10 protein-coding genes are annotated in these 16,565 nt (G+C 42.8%); 7 read left to right on the top strand and 3 right to left on the bottom strand.

Going from position 1 to position 16,565, the window contains the following annotated elements; all coding sequences use genetic code 11:
* The 5 genes from ACT8YW_RS04285 to ACT8YW_RS04265 all read left to right on the top strand — a co-directional run bounded on the left by ACT8YW_RS04285 (position 1) and on the right by ACT8YW_RS04265 (position 9,031).
* Positions 1–1,719: an Mfa1 family fimbria major subunit gene (locus ACT8YW_RS04285; protein WP_074557252.1), complete on the top strand. Its 1,719-nt coding sequence runs from the start codon at positions 1–3 to the stop codon at positions 1,717–1,719.
* Positions 1,720–1,996: 277 nt separating this feature from the next.
* On the top strand, positions 1,997–2,995 hold the full coding sequence (locus tag ACT8YW_RS04280) for a FimB/Mfa2 family fimbrial subunit (RefSeq protein WP_444104118.1): 999 nt from the start codon (positions 1,997–1,999) through the stop codon (positions 2,993–2,995).
* Positions 2,996–2,997: 2 nt separating this feature from the next.
* Positions 2,998–4,110 (top strand): hypothetical protein, encoded by a 1,113-nt coding sequence (locus ACT8YW_RS04275; RefSeq protein ID WP_444104117.1) that lies wholly within the window; start codon positions 2,998–3,000, stop codon positions 4,108–4,110.
* A gap of 41 nt (positions 4,111–4,151) precedes the next feature.
* Complete coding sequence (locus ACT8YW_RS04270) at positions 4,152–5,759, top strand: fimbrillin family protein (protein WP_444104116.1); 1,608 nt, start codon at positions 4,152–4,154, stop codon at positions 5,757–5,759.
* 44 nt (positions 5,760–5,803) lie between these two features.
* Positions 5,804–9,031, top strand: coding sequence for a fimbrial protein (locus ACT8YW_RS04265; protein WP_444104115.1), 3,228 nt, complete (start codon positions 5,804–5,806; stop codon positions 9,029–9,031).
* Between the two features lie 99 nt (positions 9,032–9,130).
* Here the strand turns inward: ACT8YW_RS04265 and ACT8YW_RS04260 are convergent, their stop codons facing one another.
* The gene (locus ACT8YW_RS04260; protein WP_055235108.1) at positions 9,131–10,090 is read right to left on the bottom strand and encodes a hypothetical protein; all 960 of its coding nucleotides are present in this window, start codon (positions 10,088–10,090) and stop codon (positions 9,131–9,133) included.
* Positions 10,091–10,326: 236 nt separating this feature from the next.
* Positions 10,327–11,286, bottom strand: a complete 960-nt coding sequence (locus ACT8YW_RS04255) for a hypothetical protein (protein WP_444104114.1) — start codon at positions 11,284–11,286, stop codon at positions 10,327–10,329.
* 200 nt (positions 11,287–11,486) lie between these two features.
* Between ACT8YW_RS04255 and ACT8YW_RS04250 the strand changes: the two genes are divergently transcribed.
* Positions 11,487–12,416, top strand: coding sequence for a UDP-glucuronic acid decarboxylase family protein (locus ACT8YW_RS04250; protein WP_444104113.1), 930 nt, complete (start codon positions 11,487–11,489; stop codon positions 12,414–12,416).
* Positions 12,417–12,435: 19 nt separating this feature from the next.
* Entirely contained in the window at positions 12,436–13,569 is a 1,134-nt protein-coding gene (locus tag ACT8YW_RS04245) for a hybrid sensor histidine kinase/response regulator (protein ID WP_444104112.1), read from the top strand.
* A gap of 97 nt (positions 13,570–13,666) precedes the next feature.
* On the opposite strand, the gene ACT8YW_RS04240 is transcribed toward ACT8YW_RS04245, so the two are convergent.
* Positions 13,667–16,543, bottom strand: coding sequence for a PD-(D/E)XK nuclease family protein (locus tag ACT8YW_RS04240; protein ID WP_444104111.1), 2,877 nt, complete (start codon positions 16,541–16,543; stop codon positions 13,667–13,669).
* Positions 16,544–16,565: the final 22 nt, after the last annotated feature.

The raw sequence follows: 16,565 nt of genomic DNA, 5'->3' as shown, positions 1-16,565 counted from the left end.
ATGCTAAAGATTAAATCAATTTTAGTTTCGTTGCTGGCCGTTGTGGCATTGGCAAGTTGTTCAAATGAGAATCTGGAGGAAAATCCAGAGGTTGAAGGGGGAGCAGGTTATGATGTAGCCTACATATCAATTAGTCTGACTAATCCAAAAGTGCCTGGTTCACGTGCTCCAGGTTCTACGGAACAGCCGGCTTTGCCTGCGGAAAGCGCGATTAATGAGCTCTATTTGATTACGTTCAATTCGAGTAAGGTAGTGACTAAGGATGAAAATGCAACTAAGTATGCTACGGTATTGGGATCAAGTTCTTTCGGAACAAATAGTGGAGTTACGACTCCGAATACTCCGGTTAAAGTGGACCCGAATACTAAGTATTTGCTTGTTATTGCCAATCCGGGTTTCGAATTAAAGGATCGCTTGGATAATCTTTCAGCGGTTGCAACCTATGCTACCATCAATGCAATGATTACAGTTCCTACGAACAATTCTAAGCCCAACAATGCTTATCTGGTAGAGGAGGTTGTACACTCCAATGGTTGTGCAATGATTAATGTCGGATTCTACGATGATTCCGATTCAGATCCAGCCAATCATGCATGGGAAGATGAATGTCTGCTCGATGTATCGGACAAGATTGTTTTGGTCAGCGACTATAAATCGGAAGCGCAAGCTCAGAATGCAGCGAAAAGTAATCCGGCTACTCTTGAGATAGAACGCCTTGCTGCAAAATTGGAGGTTATGATTGGCGGTTCATTAGAAGTCGGCCCTTTTGAAGATGTAACAAATGCAAGTCTTGGACAGTTTGATTTTGGAAATTGGACTATAGACTACTACAACTCACTGTTCTTTCCTTTTGCAAAGAAGACTACCACAGAGTCGTCTCATACTACCGGATTCTACAAAAGTAACTTCTATACAGTTGACCCGAACTTTACGACTGCAGGTGGAAGTGAATATCTTACAGGCATTGTTAAGAATACACTCGAAGTTACTACTCGCGAACCTAAGGTAGAATGGGTTACTGAAAGTGCGACTGCGGGTGATAATTACAAATACTGTATCGAGAATACGATGGCCGCAGGATATCAGAAGTTCGGTGCGGCTACACGTCTGGTACTTAAGGGACAATATGCACCTTGGAAGTCCGGTGAATTTACTTTAGGAGATGACTGGTATCGTCTTCCTAACGGAACTAACTCTGTAAATTTCAAGAGTTTTGCCGACTTGCTGGCTGCTTATACACCTGCCAAACTTAAAGAAACAAACTCGGATCCTATGACCGCTCAGGAGAAACTCTTGGTTACGGCATGCGAACTATTCTATAACCAGATAAAATCTGAACTTACCACCAATGATCCAGGTAGTTTTGCTCTTCTTACGCAGACTATTATTGATGCCAACAATATTAAGAATGGCGGTGAACTGTGCAAAGAAGAAGGTTGCATCTATTGGTATCCAAAGAGTCTCAACTATTACTACTATGAGATTCGTCATGATAATGCAGCCAATTCTTACATGGAGTATGGAAAATACGGTGTAGTACGTAATAACTATTATACGCTTACGCTGACAAAGGTGAATGGTAACGGTACACCGTGGTATCCTGGTGGTGGTCCCGAAGATCCGGATGAAGAAGAAGATATCGATAAGAAAGGTGCTTATCTCCATTTTGAGATTAAAGTTGCTCCGTGGATATACTGGACTACAAATTTCGAAATCTAAATAAACTCTTTGCTTTCAAAGAAAAACAGGGCAGTGCGGACTGCCTGCCCTGTACTTTTTTTTAATAGATATTCCGTGCGGAACAGACCGCCGAAAAAAGTAAAAACAAGCCGGTGACAGGCTTCCCAAAAACAGCACTGAAATATACCGGCGCATCCGAGATGTAATGAAATGCAAAGCGCTCCCCAAAAAGAGGAAATAACCGGAGGTCACTAAATGGAGATCTCTGACAATATAAAATGGCAAACCGATAGGGTTGCCCCTAAAAGAAAAAGATATGTGCGGAAAAACTAAATCGCTGTTCCTTATCGTTGCTTCGATGCTATGTATGGCTTCGTGCGACAGTATACGCGAAGACTTGCCACGGTGCGAACTTTGGTTGGAATTTGTATTCGACTACAATATGGAATATGCGGATGCATTTAATCCGCAGGTTAAATCGGTGGATGTACTTGTGTTCGACAGCGATGATAAATTGCTTTTCACCAAAAGTGCCGGGGGTGCTGCGCTGGTTGGTGGAAACCGGATGTCGTTGACCGACGAGCTCGATTTCGGAAGTTATAAAGTACTGACCGTCGGAAGTCTGTCTGACAGATTCCGGCTTTCGGACAATACAGGTAATAAACTGGTGCCGGGAACAACCACCCTCCAACAGGTCATTGTATCGCTGAAACGGGAGACAGATGTTGTTAATTTCGAGTTTCAGCATCTTTACTTCGGAGAAGTTGTGGAAGTGGACCACCTGCCATCCAATACCAACCATAAAATTTATCCGGTAAACCTGATACGTGACACCAATCGGTTTAATCTTGCGTTAATGGGACATGAGGAAAATAAAGTGGATGGCACACAGTATACATTTGAAATTCAGGCATCGGAAAATGCGGTTTATTCTTGGGAAAACGAACCCGCAGGACAAGGACCGGTTACTTATGTGCCTTACTATATAGGTCCGGGTGAAATATCCGACGTGGTTATGTCCGCACGCCTGAATACGATGCGTTTGCTCAACAGGAGCGGATGGGATTATAAGTTTATTATAAGGGATGCGGATACCGAAGCCGAAGTCTGGAGCTACAATCTGATGACACTATTGAGCATTGCCCGACCGGTTTTCCGTTACGACGGGACGGAACTTCCCTTTCAGGAATATCTTGACAGGCAGAGTGAATGGAACCTGATATTTACAGTTGTTGAAAAAAACGGAGGAGGATTCCTTCAGATTGGTATTGTCGTGGGGACCTGGATTTATTGGCTCCACGGGATGGAAGTTTAAGAATGAGAAAAAAGCTATTACATATCATTTGTCTGGCATCCACCATCCTTTTGTTCTCATGTAGTAGAGAAGCTGATGTGGCTTATGAGTTGCCTGCCCATACTACCCGGGCGCAACTTAGCATCGACTTGGTGAACAATGGGGATGTGGAACAACAGGAGAAGATAAACTCCATGCGGTTTATCGTATTCGGCAGCACGCCCGGTGGCGTGAGGCTGGATGTGAATGAACACATCCTGTTGAGTACTCCGGAGACAGCTACTGATATAGATGCGCAACTTCTCAAAGTGACTTTCAGTAATGATATTCTGGTCGTAGTGATTGCCAACGAACCGCAGAGTCTCACAAGCAAACTTGACGGTATAGCCAATCTTTTGACGTTGCAAGAGATGATTTACGATATCTCCAGCATACTGAATAATGACGGGCAGATCATTTCGACGACCGGAATGCCTATGACAGGAGTGATCCGGGATATATCCATAGCACCGGATGAAACCAAAACAGTGCAAATGGTTATCGAACGTGCCGTAGCCCGGGTAGATGTCTTTATTGAAGCTATAGACGGCGGGGCGGTGACCGGATATACTGCCGGAAGCACCAGTGTCACCTTGCACAATTTCTCCCACGATAGTTATTTCGTGATGGGAAACGTGGACAACGGCACACGTGATAACGCCGACTCTTCAAAAAACTACGGAAAAGTGAAGGAAGACGTGTCGGAAAGCAATTTGTTAACGCATAGCTGGACGGCTGCGACTACAGAAACCTGGGCATATTCATCGGCCTCCGGAGCTGAAAACCGGAAGTTGCTTTGCTCGTTCTACACGGCCGAACGCCTATTCAAGTCGGATTATTCCGACCGACTGTCTATCAGTATGGCTAATGTCCCGAAAGGGCCTTCGGACGTCACCGGAATAACCGAGAAAGTAATTGAAACCGTAACGAAGGTTGACGGCACAGGCAGTCCGACAGCGCAACCTTTTACCGAGATCCGTCGGAACAACGTGTATCAGGTAACGGCACGCGTCGGAAAAATAGGTATTCAGATACTGATGATAAGCGTGGAAGATTGGGGTGAAAGACAAGACATTGATCTGGATATGGGCTTGTAATATCTTTCGCTGATTGTTTTTAATTTCGGAAAAGAAGTAAGATGATAAAGACTATAAATAATATTAGAATGATTATGACAATGGCTGTCCTTTCGGCTGTCCTCTTTTCGTGTGTCAGAGAAGAGATGACGTGCGATAAGGAATTAATTGTTGTGCAACGTATCGGAGAAGGTGGCTATGTCTACACTCGTGGTGCGGTAATCTCTTCGAATACCGATCTGAAAGAAGAGACTTTCGGTCTTTACGGCTCACTGACTCCCAATGCTTCCGTTCCCCAACCATACTTCAATGCAAGTGCCACGGTTAACGCCGACCTGACAGCCACCATCTCGCCATTGCAATATTGGCCCGGATTGTTGAATGCGAGCATGAAGTTCTTCTCCTGGTATCCGTACAGTGATGCGAATGTGCCTACTGCGAGTTTCACTGATCCCGGAGAAATGGTGCTGAATTATACAGCGAATGCATCCGCCGCCAATCATGTCGATGTACTGGCGGCTATATCGGGTCCTGTATGGGTTGAAGGTGTGAATATACACTTCTACCACACATTGACCAAGGTTACTTTTACATTCAAGAAAGTAGCTCCTGTACCGGATGAGGTGACTATCGAGAAAATAGAATTCCAGAATGTGGGAAAAAGCGGTAAACTTGCCGTGGCTGAAATTCCAACCGCCACGACGAAAAACAGTAAACCGAAGTTTGTCTGGAGCGATGTCGCCACCGGAAAGGTTGCTTCTACTCTCACCAGTAACAAAACGGTGACCGAAGATGCCACCTTGATGGGTGATACATTCCTCATGCTGCCGACCGACGCTTTCTCCGCAACCGCCAAAATCGTTGTCACCACCAACTTTGGCGACCGGGAATTCCTGTTCAGTGATATTATCGCCAAGAACCCGCACTCTTGGGAGTCGGGCGAGTACATCAACTACAATCTTACGATATCCAACGAAACCTATCAGCTTTCAGCCACGCCGCTTGAATGGACGGAAAGCCCGGTGAATGTGATTTTCGACAAACAATATTATCTCAAGTTATCGCAGACCAAGGTACAGACGGCTGGTGATGGTGTCACTGTCAATATAGAAGCGAAAACGAATTATGATGCCAATCCGAATACGGGCTATCTGCCGGGTGCGTCATTAAACAAGAGTACTATGGATACGTGGGCAACGGTTAATATGGCCGAGACATCCTTTTCGGGAGGTGTATATACCTATAATATCCGGGTTGTGATGCCCGGATTTAACTCCGGAACCGGAACTAAGCGGGAAACAGGCTTTTATATCAATGCCGGTAATCTGCGACATCATGTACTGTTGAGCCAGTGGAAAGAAGACGGAGAGTGGTTGACCTCGAACGTAGAATTGGACGGCAGCGATGGTGGAACCGGAAATATACAACGTCGCAAGCTTGTCTTTACTTCGGGCAATCCGGGAACGTGGGAGTGGAAGATAACCCAGATACAGGATCCGGATAAAATTCTGCTTAACAGTGAGACAATGCTCGAAACAAGTGGCGTGAGTGGTGATGTGGTTTACTTCTACTTTAGAGCCGATGCTGTGTCCGGTGATACGGCTACACTCACACTAACCAATACGAATGGTGATAATCTGCCAATAGTGGTGACATTGACCGCGCCATAATGGCGAATATGTAATATTAAAGTTTAAGGAAAGGAAATAGAAATATGCAATATGGGATTTCAATCATAAGAAGGTGCTATCTTTTGTCTGTTTTGTTGATGACGGTATGGCTTACCGGATGCATACAGGAAGAGTTAGGATCGACACCTTCTCCGGCAGGAAACGGTATCCGGTTTACATTAACGGTTCCCGATGTAAACCTCCCGTCCGTATCTTCGCGTACGATGACCGGAACGGGAACAGCAAAGAAAGAAGACGAAATAAAAACGGTGGATATTCTTGTTTTTGATATGTCAAAAACACCAGCGGTATATCTGGAATGGGTCAGCGCTACAGGAGTCACGCAGGACTTGGCTGATAATTCCACTGTGAGTTTCTCAGCCAAACTTCCTTTCACCACCGCATCTACCTGCATCGTGGTTGTGGCGAATAGGGAACTTGATGATATTGTGTCGGGCTTCAAGAAGGGAGTGACCACCAAGGTTGAGGCAATGGAAAAGATGCTCCACACCCAGACCGGCAAATGGCTGGCAGACGGCTCGACGACTGGTGGGTATACGCGGATTCCGATGTACGGGGAGAAGGTAATAAGCAAAATCACTTCTTCGATGGATCCGATAACCGGCATAAATATGAAACGTATGTTGGCGCGTATCGATATCCATAATAACAGTGTCACTTCGAATTTCACGGTCGAAGAGGTTTATCTGGCCAATTACAATACCACCGGATACATTGCTCCGCCGTGGAACACAAATGGACAGGTTACTGAACCGGCTCCGGATACTCCGGTTCTCCCTGCGAACAGTGGTAAAATGACGGAAGAAGGGGATGCAATTCTTTACTCCGTAAAGGGTAACACACCCTACGATGGGGAGATTTATACATTTGAGTCCCTGGCGGCAGAGGATGCCGGTGGTGCAGGAGCAGATGGAGAAGCGAGCCGTAAGGATGCTACTTGCCTGATTGTGAAAGGAAGGATCGGTACGGGTGAATCGACATTTTATCGGGTGGATTTCACCAAAACCGGAAATACAAGAGAGCAGGTGGAATATTTACCTTTGAAGCGAAACCATAAATACATCATTACCATTACCCAGGCGTCGGGAATCGGTTATAAAAGTTTTAGCGAGGCGTTGGCGTCTTATACAGTCATGTCCAACCTGAAATTCCGGTTGGTACACTATGACCGTGATAAGGTCAAAGATGTAGTCTACAATGGGCAATATATGCTCGGAGTGGGTGAATCGGAGGTTACTGTAACTCAATACCAGAATAATAGTTATGCCATAGACGTTTTTACTGACAATCCCGGCGGCTGGAAGGCCACCATTACTGCAGGGAGCGACTGGCTCAAATTTGAAGGTGGAGCCGATGCGGCATCGGGTATTGCGAACGATGATACCCAACTCAAATTGAAGATTCCTTATTTTAATAATGAAACTATAGGTGTTGAGCGTAAGGCTACTGTTACGTTAACGGCAGGGCGCTTGACTCACAATATTGAAGTGACGCAGTATACGATAGATCCGGGAATTATCAAATTTGTCGATGCATACGGAAATGTGTTGGAAAAAGGTCTTTTTTTCCCGATTAGAAATCCCGATGGCGACGAACTCCCTCTTGAACCGCAGACGGTGTATGTCATGTTTTCCGTGGATAGGTTAGAAGGTAAGCTTTATGAGCATGACGGTATCAATATGATCCAATATAATGCCGGCGGTTTGATTCCGCAATTAGACAGGAAGAATACGAAACCGTTCAGTGAAAGGGTGCAGGCGTTTACCATACAGCCTAATCCGCGAAGAGCGGGCGATGGTACTGTTGAAGATGGTGAAGGCTGGTGGTGGCGTTGGGACATCCTGTCGTTCGATCTGTACGATAAGGAGGGATACCTCACTCAAGTACAGTTCCCTGTCAACCAGGGGGAACTGGAGTTTTCACTCCGATATATTCCCACTGTAGGCAATAGTCGTACTTATAAAGTCAATCTGGGCGCGGAACAATACTTACAATTGTTTGTCAATAACAATTGGGAAATTATGAATATTGAGGAGTTGAATATAACGAACGATGATGGTACCGGACTGATTCGGACCGATCCGGATAATGATGTGATTGTAGGTAGAAAGAATGCGGACGAAAAGATGTATCTTGAGTCTATCGTAGGCTATGATGACGGCAACGGAAATGACGTGGTTGGTCGCGGATACGATTTCAGACTGAAACTTCACCCTGGCAAGTGGAAAGAGGGAAAAAAAGGAACGATAAGAATTACGTTCAGAAATGTAATGCATACCGTTGCAGATGAAGAATTCCCGTTTTATCGTACGATTGACCTTCAGATGGTGTCCGAAACCAAATCTTACACAACTGTCGGGGAACCTCTTTTCTATCTTTATCCGCTTCGGTTTGATAACAGGATATATTATCAGGGAGTAGGCGATGCCAGGCAAAGTGTGGGGCGGTTAGAAAATGTAGCCGATGCGGAGGATATTTGTAGGAATGTAGGCGATGGTTGGCGTCTGCCTACTGCCAGTGAATTGTTGCTATCATTTGCCTATGAAAATGCTTTGGGTGGCAATGCGGAGAATAATAATAATCATGATAGTCAGAATATATACGGATGGTATCAAAACTGGACCGGTAACTACTGGACTTCATCATACTATGAGGCTAAAGGCTCTGCTACACGTTTTGTGATGGAAATGTCGGCAGGTTATCTGGATCCCATACCTGCTAAAGATAAAAATTATTTCCGTTGCGTGAGGAATAATGCAAATAGCGGAAAGAAGTACCCCTATCTAACGGTAGAATCTTCAGGGGTAACTATTGTCTCTCGCGATGCCAGTGGAGGAACAGATCCTTCGGTATTATTTGCTTCAGGTGAAACTCCGGGTACAAGTGACGCGATGAATAAGATTGCTCCTAAATTTCAGATTGAAAATACCAGTAGTAATGGTAAAACTTGGTCGGAAGCAAAAGCGGCATGCGAAAACAAAGGGGGTGGCTGGCGTCTGCCTACCCAGCGTGAGATGTATCTGGTGCTCAGTATGGGAGGGGCCGTTACCAGCATCAAAAACCAAGGTTTCGGTGGTTCGACTACTTGGACAGGGGGCGGATTCGAGAAGATTAGTGCTGTACATTGGACATTGACTTCACGCGATGGCGGCTATTGGGTGGTCGGACATAATAATGGTGAATTCGGCGCATGGACTACTGGAGAATCCACAGATTGGGCTTGGTATCGTTGTGTGCGCACAATAGAATAAAAGCTAAAAGAAAAGAGCTGTATCAGAATGTTGTTTGTCTTCATTTTGATACAGCTCGTCTTTCCCCCTTTTCCTTTATATCCTAAAATCTACAATTGTTTACAAGGTATTGATAACTTCCAACTGATTTTGCAAGAAAGCGATACGCTGTGCTTCTCCACTTTCTGAAACCAGAATAGAGTGGCGCTTCAACGATTGAATCCAATTGCGTTGCATCTGGCAAATATACGAGCTTTGGGAATCCATCGAATTGATAGAATATACCCGCAGCAGGCTGACTTGGTAATCATGTTTCTCGATATAACTGTAAGTGGCTTCGAAACTGATATTGGACAGATAGAAAGATACTTTCTTGTTTTCGCTGAACTCTCCTTTTATGGACAGATGTTCTACCACGCCAAGTAACTGAAGAAGCTCTTCCTTCAAATGCATGACATCGTCCTTGCTTATCAGATTCAGACTGGCAAAGTACTTGATCTCTTTCACAAAAGAATAAAAGATATTTGTGTCCCAGATGAAAAACGTTTTTGGACACTGTCTTATACTTTCACTCAGCTTCTTATGCACATTGACGATCCGTTCATCCACAGACATCTCTTCTAAAGAATGTGGCGTCTTTATATCTCCATTCTGATACATCCATCGGCAAAGACGGAATTTAGACAAATTCTCATAGGAAGAATAAAGTGTAAAGGGCAGGGAATTGGATGCAGTATACACCTCCGTCGTATTATCTGTTTTCACATAGTCGAAAATTTGCAGATAACGGTTGATTATTTCGTAATAACTTTCCAGAGCACTGGAAGCATGAAGCAAGTTCAGGTCGAAAGTAACTTTATTAGATACATGGCTACCGACAATCTGGTCGATAGAAATGCCGAGTTTTTGAGAAAGCAGCGCTACTTCGTCTATTGTAAAAGACACTTCACCCCTCAATCTGCGATAGACAGCTTCCTTTCCCATGCATAAAATGTCAGCCAAAGTATTGGCCAGATTCATATCTTGAGGAATTCGCTCCCTCATTGTAGATATTAATTCGTTTAGAATACCATTTTTCATTGTTTGTTCCTTTAATTTTAATGTTAATAATCTCTGTGATACATTCTATGCAAAATTACGTCTTGTGTTTGAAAGATTTGTGTGGTAAAACAGAGATGAGCGTGCAGGTCTTTTTCTGATTGGGAATCAAGTGAGTAGGATGGGAACAGGGAATGAAAAAAAGTAGATAAGATTCTTATCTACTTTCATTTATTGGAACTTAATTTTTTTTGAAGTTCTAATCTGCGAAAATAAAATTAAAGAGCGTCAATAATTTCTCGCTGTTGCTTGAAGAATTGAATACGCTGCATTTCGCCGCTTTCGGATATCAAAGTGGAGAACTTTTTCAGAGATTGAATCCATTCTTTCAAGGTACAGAAAATTTCGTTGTCCATCGTGGTAATGGAGTTGATAGAATAAATACGTATGAGGCTCAGTTGCAAATTATTGGTATCTACATAGCTATATGTTGCATCAAAGTTGATATTCGACACATAGATGCGTACACGATTGCCGTCGGCTGTTTTACCGTTGATAGCCAGTTCTTCCAGTTCGTCCGCCAATAAAAATAATTCTTTTTTGATTTCTTCTTTCGTTTCGTCGGAAATGAGATGGATGCTGGCGAAGTATTGGATATCGTTGATGAGATGCTGGAAAATCATATTATCCCATATATAGTCTATGGAGTGGATATGACGTGTCATTGCTACATAGTCTTTTTGGATATTGACCAGTTTCAGTGGAATATCCAACTCTTCGAAACTCTTGCAATCAATATATTTATTCTGGTACATCCATTTGAATAAACGGAATTTTGCCAGAAGTTCATGTTTCAGATAGAGAGTCTGGGGAATAATGTTGGCAGAAGTTCCCATTACAGAATTTGGGTCGTCCGGCATTGTATTGATCAGCGAGATATATTTTTCAAGGATATTGTAGTAACTCTCGAACGGGTCGTCATAATCTACAATGTTTATATTGAACATGGCGTTCGATTTGAAACTCAGTCCTATAATCTTATCCAGCGATATGCCAAGTTTCCTTGAAACAAGAGCAGCTTCCTGCAACGTGAGAGGTACTTCGCCACGTAATCTTCTATATACGGCTTCTTTGCCTATGTATAGCGTGTCCATTAACATATCTGCCAATTTGCCTTTTGCCGGAAGCTTTTCTTTCATCGCCTCTATCAGGTTTGTATTGGGGTCATTTATCATCATAATAGTCTAATTAAAATGTTCTTTTCTATTATAAACATTTCACAGTGACTAGTTGTTTCGGAAATTGAAACTATTTAAATCTTCTTTTTTTTAAAATATCCTCTCCGAAAATTGTTTATTTTGAACAAATCGGTTACATTTGTGTCCATAAACAAAACGAAGAGACAGCGTCTCTTTAGTAAACAATAGAAATATTTAGAATGAAAAGAATATTGGTAAGTGGCGGAGCCGGTTTTATAGGCTCTCATCTCTGTACACGGCTTATAAACGAAGGTCACGACGTGATATGCCTGGATAATTTTTTTACGGGTTCGAAAGATAATATCATTCACTTGATGGATAATCATCATTTTGAGGTGGTGAGGCATGATGTCACTTATCCTTATTCGGCTGAAGTAGATGAAATCTATAATTTGGCCTGTCCAGCATCTCCCATTCATTATCAACATGACCCGATTCAAACAGCTAAAACTTCTGTGATGGGGGCTATTAATATGCTGGGATTGGCAATGAGGTTGGATGCTAAAATTTTGCAGGCTTCCACGAGCGAGGTGTATGGAGATCCAATCGTTCATCCGCAACCGGAAAGCTACTGGGGAAATGTGAATCCGGTAGGATATCGGTCTTGCTATGATGAGGGAAAACGCTGTGCGGAGACGTTATTTATGGATTATCACCGTCAGAATAATGTGCGTGTGAAAATTATCCGTATTTTTAATACGTATGGTCCGCGAATGTTGCCGAATGACGGACGGGTTGTTTCTAATTTTATTCTTCAAGCGTTGAATAATGAAGATATAACCATATATGGTGATGGAAAACAAACACGCAGCTTCCAATATATTGATGATTTGATTGAGGGAATGATAAGAATGATGAATACGGAGGACGAGTTTACAGGTCCCTTGAACTTGGGGAATCCGAATGAGTTTCCGGTATTGGAATTGGCGGAAAGGATCATTAGCCTGACCGGTTCATCTTCGAAGATTGTATTTAAGTCTTTACCGGACGATGATCCGAAACAACGCCAACCTGATATTACATTGGCTAAAGAGAAATTGGGCTGGCAGCCTACTGTTGAACTTGAAGAGGGGCTGAAGCGTATGATTGAATATTTTAAAAATGTCTGAAGCATAAAAAAAGAAAATTATGAATATGGAAATTAATCCTTCCGAATATAAAGTCCTTATTGTGGACGATGTAATATCAAACGTCCTTTTATTAAAGGTACTTTTGACCAACGAGAAATTCAAAATTGTGACTGCCGGTAATGGAACACAGGCGTTGGAACAAGTGAAGAAGGAAAATCCGGATCTAGTATTGCTGGATGTGATGATGCCGGATATCAGTGGATTTGAGGTGGCTCAACAAATGAAAGCGGATCCCGAAATGGCTGAAATTCCCATTATCTTCCTGACTGCTCTTAATAGTACGGCGGATATCGTTAAAGGATTTCAGGTAGGTGGTAACGACTTTATCTCAAAGCCATTCAACAAAGAAGAGCTGATTATTCGTGTGACACACCAGATTTCGTTAGTTGCAGCGAAAAGAATCATTGTTGCACAAACGGAAGAGTTGCGTAAGACTATTATGGGACGTGACAAACTTTATTCTGTGATTGCACATGACTTGCGTTCGCCTATGGGGTCCATCAAGATGGTATTGAATATGCTGATTCTGAATCTGCCAAGCGAAACAATTGGTGAGGAGATGTATGAATTGCTAACGATGGCCAATCAGACAACTGAAGATGTATTCTCATTGCTTGATAATCTACTGAAATGGACGAAGAGCCAGATTGGTAAGCTGAAAGTGGTTTATCAGGATATTGATATGGTAGAAGTGGTAGAGGGCGTAAGTGAAATCTTTACGATGGTGGCCAGTCTGAAGAATATTAAGATTGTACAGGATGTACCTGTGGAAAATATGGTTGTTCGTGCTGATATTGATATGATTAAGACGGTGATCCGTAATTTAATCAGTAATGCGATTAAGTTTAGCAATGAAGGTTCGGAAGTAGTGGTATCACTGGCAGAAGAAGACGGTATGGCAATCGTAAGTGTGAAAGACAGCGGTTGTGGTATCGATGATGAAAATCAGAAGAAGTTGCTGCATACCGATACTCATTTCAGTACCTTTGGTACAAACAATGAGGAAGGTTCGGGACTCGGATTATTATTGTGTCAGGACTTTGTTGTCAAGAATGGCGGTAAACTTTGGTTTACTTCAAAGAAGGGAGTCGGGTCTACATTTAGTTTCTCAATCCCATTGTTGGAAAAATAAGAATAACTAGAGATAACACGGACTAGAAATAATAAGGGCACGGTTTGCATGAATATGTAAATCGTGCCCTTATTTAATGGTATATTCTATTTTCGGCCTATCGTTTGCAGATAGCCTTAAAATCGCAATACGAACATTTTTTAGTATCCTCTGTCTGCGTAAAAGTCTCTTCTTCGCTGAATATTTCTTCTAATAATGCTTGCAGGCGTTCACGGAATTCATCTTCAAAGAAAGCGAAGTTGTTTACCGGTATTTTCGGTTTACGGGGTTCTCCCATTTCGATAACAGGCGAATAGTTTTCCGATGCTGCCCGGTGGATGTAGAGCAGGGCAGGAGCTACCATCAACGATTGTTGCCGGCTCATGATAGCGGCATACAGAAAAGTCTGGAAGATATAGTTCGGGCGTGTTTCCGATGGGGTGAACAGTTGCTCGATATTAGCAGGTATTTTAGGGCTTCCTCCTGTTTTGTAGTCAACAATCCGCAGGGTACTTTCTTTTGCATCCATACGGTCGATTGTGCCACCCAGGCGGAGAGTGAACGGTCCTTGTCCTGTTTGTATAGTAATCTCTTCTGAAACTTTCTTTTCCATAGCGACCATTTCGAAAGGGGTATATAGAAGGTCGTTGCGCAGCAATTGTTTCAGATAGGAAACAATTACTTTGGAGTTGATAAGTTGTATACCGTTATATTCCGGTTTTTCTTCGGGAGAAACCTTGAATAATTCTTCTTTGAAGGCTTGGTCAACGTAGCTTTGTAGCTTCACGTCATTGCGTAATAAGCGTTCAAGATCTTCTTTCTGTATCGTTTTTCCAGCTGCAGTCAGATTGGTGTATGCCAATTGGGCGGAGAGGTGAAAAATGGTTCCAAATAGGGCGGAATCAATTTCAGCACTAACTTCGTCCGGTGTTTTCAAACCCGCTATATACCGGTAGTAGAATCTCAATCGGCAATCCAGATAAGCATTAAGGGCGGAAGGAGAGAGAATCACTGAATTTGGATTGGTGCTATCGTAAGCACGATAGATTCGCCTTAGTACTTCAGGTGTTTTTTCTACTCGTATCTCTTGGGTACTTTGCGGAGATTGTCCGGCTTCCAGATACTCGCGAGTGATATCATGTGGACCTTCTACAAGCAATTGCAGCATGAAGCGGGATTCTTCTCCACGGTTGAGACCGTCCGAAGAAGTATTGTAGAGTAGCGTGATATTCTCTGCCCGTTGTATCAGTCGATAAAAGTAGTAGGCATACACTGCATTTTTGTGTTCGATAGTGGTCATGCCGAATGCTTTCCGGAGATTATAGGGAATAAAAGAGGAATCTCCTCCGGATTTTGGAAGTTGTCCTTCGTTGAGAGACAATATAATGAGATTCCGGAAGTCCAGATTACGTGTTTCCAATACTCCCATGACTTGCATTCCGATAGCAGGTTCTCCGTGGAAAGGAATGTTAGAAGATGTCAGTACTTTGGTTATCAGACGTTTCAGAGTGTCAGTACGTATGCTTAGTTCTCCGCTTTCAATCAAACTGTAGAGGCGGTTGATTTTTGTATGGCTTTGGAAGAGGGATTCTCTATAAAGTTGATTGAAAATATCGTTATATTCTTCTTTGCGATAAATGGTTGAAATATCTTTGATTAATTCAATCAGATAATCGCATAGCTCTTTAATGCCATTACGGGGAGTGAAGAGGGTAGCCAGGAAATCATCTTGCTTCAGTTCCGATGGAAGTGGATAGAAACGGTTTGTTTGGGTTAGTTCGCGTTCCAGGGGACCAGCATGGGATGATAATTGCTGGGTATAGGGATGTTTCAATATGGCGGATACTGCCTCGTAAGTGAATTGGCCGGTGTCGGAGCGGTAACCATTGGTTTGCAGTTCCATTGCGGCATTGATAAAGCTATAAACAGGAGTTTGTGCCAATGGGAATCCCATGGTGATATTGACATTTTTCACTTCCTGCGGAATGGAATGAAGTACAGGGAGCAGCAGGGCTTCATTACAAAGTACTACGGCATTTTCTTTTTCCTTTTCTTCAGCGATTTGTGAATGATTGTCCGTAATCATTCTGATCCATTCGGGGAGGAAGCGGGCTTGTGCATTCTCGGTGGAAGCGGAAATATAACGTATTTTTTTCGGTTCTTTGAAGGTATCGAAAAAGCTTTCCGGGAGTTCGTTCGGAAATTCCCCCAGATTACGTTTTAGAAATTCTCCGGCTTCATGTTTTCTGATTTGTTGGGTGTAGAAAATATCGTAGTCCCAATAAAAGAGTGCTTTGCCTGCATCTTTCAGCTTTCTGAAAAATTCGTTTTCTACTTTGTTCAGTACATTGAAACCGACAAATATGTATTTGTCGTATTTGAGTTGATCGGTATCGAGTTGCTCAATCACATTCCGGTAGAGCATACCTTCATATGCGATGCCTAGCTCTGTCAGGTTTTCCCGGTAACGATGGTAGATAGTGCCTAGCTTGTCCCAAAGGGAAATAAATTTCTCTTTGAGTTCGGTTCGTCTTTCAATGGAGAAATTCTGAAAAAACTGTTGAATGGCTTCTTCCTGTTCTTTATCAAGGAATTCATAGTCATCCATCAGATTTTTCAAATCTTGTAGATTATTGAATAATTTGTCGGCATCGACCATATTCTTATCTACATCATCAAAATCACTAATCAACAATTCTCCCCAGAAGTAGAAATCGTCCAATGTTTCCTGACTCTGTGTTTCCTCTTTGAACACTTTATAAAGTTCGCAGACCAATCGAATAGGATCGCCGCTTTTCTGTACGGATAGTTTCTGAAACAGGTCGCTGATACTCATGGCAGCTGGTGACCAGATCGGCTGATCGGATTCTCCTGCTAAATATTCATTGAAAAACAAGTTAGCACGTTTATTAGGGAAAACGAGTGCCGTACGTGACAGATCGTTTCCTATCTTGGCATATAAATCGTGAGCGACTAGTTGGAGAAATGATTGCATATTGATTAAACTATTTTCTGAT

Source organism: Bacteroides sp. (assembly GCF_052357945.1).
GTDB lineage: Bacteria > Bacteroidota > Bacteroidia > Bacteroidales > Bacteroidaceae > Bacteroides.
This window is presented reverse-complemented; position numbering and strand designations above follow the sequence as displayed.

What these genes read in the sequence shown, in the direction of transcription:
- ACT8YW_RS04260 (WP_055235108.1), bottom strand. Translation starts at nt 10,090, where the DNA reads ATGAAAAATGGTATTCTAAACGAATTAATATCTACAATGAGGGAGCGA.
- ACT8YW_RS04270 (WP_444104116.1), top strand. Translation starts at nt 4,152, where the DNA reads ATGATAAAGACTATAAATAATATTAGAATGATTATGACAATGGCTGTC.
- ACT8YW_RS04255 (WP_444104114.1), bottom strand. Translation starts at nt 11,286, where the DNA reads ATGATGATAAATGACCCCAATACAAACCTGATAGAGGCGATGAAAGAA.
- ACT8YW_RS04245 (WP_444104112.1), top strand. Translation starts at nt 12,436, where the DNA reads ATGAATATGGAAATTAATCCTTCCGAATATAAAGTCCTTATTGTGGAC.
- ACT8YW_RS04280 (WP_444104118.1), top strand. Translation starts at nt 1,997, where the DNA reads ATGTGCGGAAAAACTAAATCGCTGTTCCTTATCGTTGCTTCGATGCTA.
- ACT8YW_RS04275 (WP_444104117.1), top strand. Translation starts at nt 2,998, where the DNA reads ATGAGAAAAAAGCTATTACATATCATTTGTCTGGCATCCACCATCCTT.
- ACT8YW_RS04265 (WP_444104115.1), top strand. Translation starts at nt 5,804, where the DNA reads ATGCAATATGGGATTTCAATCATAAGAAGGTGCTATCTTTTGTCTGTT.
- ACT8YW_RS04285 (WP_074557252.1), top strand. Translation starts at nt 1, where the DNA reads ATGCTAAAGATTAAATCAATTTTAGTTTCGTTGCTGGCCGTTGTGGCA.
- ACT8YW_RS04240 (WP_444104111.1), bottom strand. Translation starts at nt 16,543, where the DNA reads ATGCAATCATTTCTCCAACTAGTCGCTCACGATTTATATGCCAAGATA.
- ACT8YW_RS04250 (WP_444104113.1), top strand. Translation starts at nt 11,487, where the DNA reads ATGAAAAGAATATTGGTAAGTGGCGGAGCCGGTTTTATAGGCTCTCAT.